The 4461-nt window shown below is 30.0% G+C and carries 7 protein-coding genes; all 7 read left to right on the forward strand.

Annotation, left to right across the window (positions count from 1 at the left end; all coding sequences use genetic code 11):
• The coding region (locus tag AC11W3_RS20355; protein WP_484093650.1) for a hypothetical protein at positions 1-1847 on the forward strand (1847 nt) is incomplete at its 5' end.
• A gap of 1 nt (position 1848) precedes the next feature.
• A complete protein-coding gene (locus AC11W3_RS20360) occupies positions 1849-2028 on the forward strand; it encodes a hypothetical protein (protein WP_484093651.1) in 180 nt (59 codons plus the stop codon).
• Between the two features lie 97 nt (positions 2029-2125).
• Positions 2126-2383 (forward strand): hypothetical protein, encoded by a 258-nt coding sequence (locus AC11W3_RS20365; protein WP_484093652.1) that lies wholly within the window; start codon positions 2126-2128, stop codon positions 2381-2383.
• The gene (locus AC11W3_RS20370) at positions 2376-3062 is read left to right on the forward strand and encodes an N-acetylmuramoyl-L-alanine amidase (protein ID WP_484093653.1); all 687 of its coding nucleotides are present in this window, start codon (positions 2376-2378) and stop codon (positions 3060-3062) included. The genes AC11W3_RS20365 and AC11W3_RS20370 overlap by 8 nt, the downstream gene beginning before the upstream one ends.
• 22 nt (positions 3063-3084) lie before the next feature.
• Positions 3085-3372 carry a hypothetical protein gene (locus AC11W3_RS20375; protein ID WP_484093654.1) on the forward strand — a complete coding sequence of 96 codons (288 nt, stop codon included), beginning with the start codon at positions 3085-3087 and terminating at the stop codon, positions 3370-3372.
• A 127-nt stretch (positions 3373-3499) separates the two neighbouring features.
• A complete protein-coding gene (locus AC11W3_RS20380; protein WP_484093655.1) occupies positions 3500-3661 on the forward strand; it encodes a hypothetical protein in 162 nt (53 codons plus the stop codon).
• 129 nt (positions 3662-3790) lie between these two features.
• Positions 3791-3973, forward strand: a complete 183-nt coding sequence (locus AC11W3_RS20385) for a hypothetical protein (RefSeq protein ID WP_484093656.1) — start codon at positions 3791-3793, stop codon at positions 3971-3973.
• Positions 3974-4461 lie beyond the last annotated feature (488 nt).

Consider the following 4461-nt stretch of genomic DNA (forward strand, 5'->3'; position numbering starts at 1 on the left):
AGGTTAATAATAAAATAACTGAAGCTAATAGTGTTATTGCAGATATACAAAATAGATTTGCTTTATTGCAGACAAGCCAACAACAAGCATCAGAAGTTATAAATGCTAGGACTTCAACAACTAAGGCGAAAACATTTGCTTCATTAGGTGCAAGAATAGAAGAAACTGAACAAAATATATTAACAAGTTCAGCGACAAGCGTAGTTGATAGTGTAGTTCCTTTTAATACGTTGACTAATTCACTTGATGGTGCAACTGATTTAACTGTTAAGGGGAATACATTAGTTAATATGTCACCAAAACCTTTATTTTTAAATAATGCGACAAACCCAATAACAACAACTACACAAATCGAGTTTGCATTAGAAGATGCTTATAGATTTAGAAATGGAAACTTAAATACAGAAATGCAATTAGGCAAAACCTATACTGTTATTGGTGAAATAATTTCTAATAATATGAATTCTGATAAGATAGGATTTGCACCAATAGCAAAAGATGGTTCAAGTGGTAATGGTGCTACAACTTTTTTTGCACCAAACCAAGTGGGGAAATTTTATATTAAGGTAACACCAACCGTAGAAAACAGCAAGGTTTTAAGAATAGTAAAAAGCAACACTGTATTAGGAACTGATATTACTAAAAAGGTTGTATTTAAAAATGAATTTGTTGTTTTAGAAGGTGACTACACAACACAAGAAGTCCCATTATTCGAGGGAATAGCAAGTGTTGAAGGTGGTACAAGTGTAATAAAGAGTATTGGAGAGAATTTACTAAAAAGTGGAGATTTTTTTAATGCCGGATATACTTATGGGCAAGGCTTCTTGTATAACTCTATCACAGACATAATATCTACAGATACTAAAAATTTAAGAGTAAATCAAACGGCTAATTATCGAGGCATGGGGCAAGTTGTTAAAGTAAGGAAAGGCAGTACATTAACGCTATCAGCTACAAACTCAGGCACTAGCAACTTAAATATACGTATAACAGAGTTGTCGTCATTAAGCGATATCTTTACAGTTCCAATTGATGGTGCTCGTAGATATGCACCTAAAACATTAACTCCTGGCACTACAGGAAGTATCACACTTGCATCCATTGCTACAGACTATGTTATTATAACTATAGATAATTCAACAATAAGTTCTGCAACGATACTCAATGCTACAAATGTAATGCTTAACGAAGGAACAATAGCAAAACCCTACCAAGCATACAAAGAAAGCAAAATAACTCTAACTGACTATATAGATACTTCATATTTCCCTTTAAGAAGTGTGTCAACTGTTTCTGATGAGGTTGTTGGGAATAAGTTGTATAAGAGGTTGAATAAGGTTGTGTTGAATGGTAGTGAATTAGATTGGAGTGTTTGGTATGATGGGGCAACTTACAAAGCATTTGGGTTAACATTATCTGATAGTAAAGCATCTGCAAATGCTGTATCTAATCAATTTAAATTTAATACTACTTTTAATTTAGAGGAAGAACATTTTTATATAACAAGTGGAAAATTGTTAGTTATATATATTCCTAAAACTAAAGCAAATGATGTAACAACTTTTAAAACTTGGTTAGCTAGTAACCCTGTAACAGTTATTTACGAAATGAATACACCAACAGAAATAACACTGGATAGAAGAATAAACTTACCTATATTTAAAAACGGAAGCATCATACAAGAGCCTGTGTCAATGTATCCTAAGTTATCATATACTTTCCCTTTGAACATATCAACAAGTGTTGAAGGTATAGTGAAAAACCTAGCATGGATAAAAGATAATCAACAATTTATTATGAGTTATTTACTAGAATTAGATACTAGATTAACTTTAGGAGGTCATTAAAATGATATATGAATTATTAAAGAGAAATATAATAAATAGAAATCAATATACAAATATAGATACATTAGCATTACAAGTTGAGTTTTTCAAAACAGCAAATAAAATAACTGAAGAAGAATATAATGAATTAGTTTTATTATTAAACCCACCTATAGCAGAACAACAAGAAGAAATAATATAAATTAAGGGGCTAGATTATTCTAGTCCTTTTATGATTACTTCTATTTCTAATTATTAATTGTTAAACTTAAATTAAATAAAATGAAAGGGGTGTAGTAATGGAAGAATTAATATTTAAACAATTTGCAAGTGTAGGCGTTGTGGGGGTAATGGCTTATTACTTATTTAAAAATGCTATGACAGAAAAGAAAGAAGATAGGGACTTATACAGGGATTCAGTAAAAACATTCACAGAAACCTCGAAATCCTATGCTGAAAGTATAACAGCATTAACTTCAAGAGTAGAAAACGTAGAAGAAGGAACTGAAAGGATAGAAAGAAAACTTGATGAAGTATTAGAGAAAGTGGGTGTTTAATGTGAGAATAGGAATAAATTGTGGTCATTGCTTGATGTCGGTAAATTCCGGTGCTATAGGGGTTAATGGCATAAGGGAACAGGACGAAACTAGAAAAGTAGGCAAATTAGTTACACAATACTTACAAAAGATGGGGCATACCACTATAGATTGTACTGTTGATGGTGCTTTAAGCAACACTCATGCTTTGAGAATGATAGTAGACAAAGCTAACTCACAACCACTTGATCTATTTGTATCTATACATTTTAATGCTAGTGGTGGAGTAGGGCATGGTGTAGAAGTATTTACTAACAATGCTATTAAATTAGATTCAGCCGTAAGAATATTAAATAATATAGTTAAACTAGGCTTCAGCGACAGGGGCATAAAAGAAAAAGAATTATATGTAATAAATCATACAAAAGCCAAAGCTATATTAGTAGAATGTTGTTTTATAGATAACAAAGAAGATATGTCAAAATATAAGCCCGAAACAATGGCTCTAGCAATAGCAGAAGGTATTAGTGGTACAAAACTACCAATAGACAAACCAAAGCCTGTAGAAACGAAACCAGAGGATAAAATGTATTATAGAGTTGTTGTTGGATCATATAGTAGCAAAGCTTTAGCAGAACAACAAAGACAAGAATTGAAGAAAAAAGGATTTGACAGTTTCTTATTAGCTTACGAAAAATAAAAGTATAAAAGGGGTTTTGTGCTTGGTATTATATAAAAAGAATAATTACATAGTTATAGCTGTAAAAAATGGATTTATAGTATATAACATGGAAAAAGAATTCAGCGAAGGGCATACTCATTTGAAAAGTTTCAATGCTTGTAAAACTGTTATAGATGTAGCTATTAAGAAAAAGATACCTAGAAGCAATAGTTTTTATTATCTTAGAAGCTTAATTAGGATCACAGACAACAAACAATATCAGCAGAGAATCGAAGATTTAATCGAGGTTAAAAGGGACAAGGGTAAAAAAAATTATAAAAACAAATGAGGGTGTAGAAATACATCCTTTTTTTATTTGCCGAAAAATTTTTCTATAAACTTTCTATAAATATGTTTACATTCCTATACAAATTGTATATAATACTAACAAATAGATAATTCAAGGGGGAAATCAAATGAATACTTTAGAAATAGGAATAAAAATACAGGCTGATATATTAGGGTATATAGTTGAGCCGAAAGATGTTGCTTTATATGTTGAGAAACACACTAGAACAGGAATAAAAGAAGCAATAATATTTTATGCAGAAGCTTTTAGCCTTCCATGCTATAAATAACACTAGACACTCAAAAGGGTGTCTTTTTTTTATTTGTAAAAAATTATAGAAAGTTTATAAAAAAGTGTATCAAGTTTTTAATAATTACATAGGATATATTAAATAAACTTTATAAAAGGAGAGAACACAATGGCAGACACTAAGAAAAATCCTATAATGCAAATATCATTCAGTAATAAAAGAAATAATGACATAGCACTTTATAAGTGGTTAATGAGTAAAGGTAAAGATTTTGGATATAGCGACTTCATCAAACAGATATTATACAAAGAAATGGAAAGAGAATTCGAAAAATATTTACCTAAACAATAAGGGGGAATAGTAGTGTTTAAAATAATAATAGGCATAATTAAGAGCATAAAAGAAATAGCACATCAAGAACAGGAAATCAATTTTACAGAGTTTGAAATGGATTATCTAAAATATGAGTTAGGCAAATACGAGAAATAATAATTTATGAAAACTTATAGAATAGTTATTAAAAAATTACAAAGAAAAAGCCTTGGGAGACAAGGCACATAGAAGGTGTAAGTCTTTTGGAATTATATTATAATCCCAAAATATGCATGGGTATATGGAAAGGTTACACTTTTGATAAAAATAATTAATTTATTTTGTTAAAACTGTTATTGCTGTAGTTACTACTATAGTAGCAATACCATAACCAACGCTAATGAAGAATAGAGGTGTCATAAGATCACTTCCTTTCTAATTGGATTTAAAAATATTATTAACAAATATAAGGGGGAATATACTATGTTTAATAAAAAAACTTTTACTGTATCTGAATTCATGGCTTA

The organism is Geomonas sp., from assembly GCF_056994735.1.

Coding starts and splice junctions, on each gene's coding strand:
- AC11W3_RS20365 (WP_484093652.1), top strand. CDS start 2,126: ATGGAAGAATTAATATTTAAACAATTTGCAAGTGTAGGCGTTGTGGGG.
- AC11W3_RS20360 (WP_484093651.1), top strand. CDS start 1,849: ATGATATATGAATTATTAAAGAGAAATATAATAAATAGAAATCAATAT.
- AC11W3_RS20380 (WP_484093655.1), top strand. CDS start 3,500: ATGAATACTTTAGAAATAGGAATAAAAATACAGGCTGATATATTAGGG.
- AC11W3_RS20385 (WP_484093656.1), top strand. CDS start 3,791: ATGGCAGACACTAAGAAAAATCCTATAATGCAAATATCATTCAGTAAT.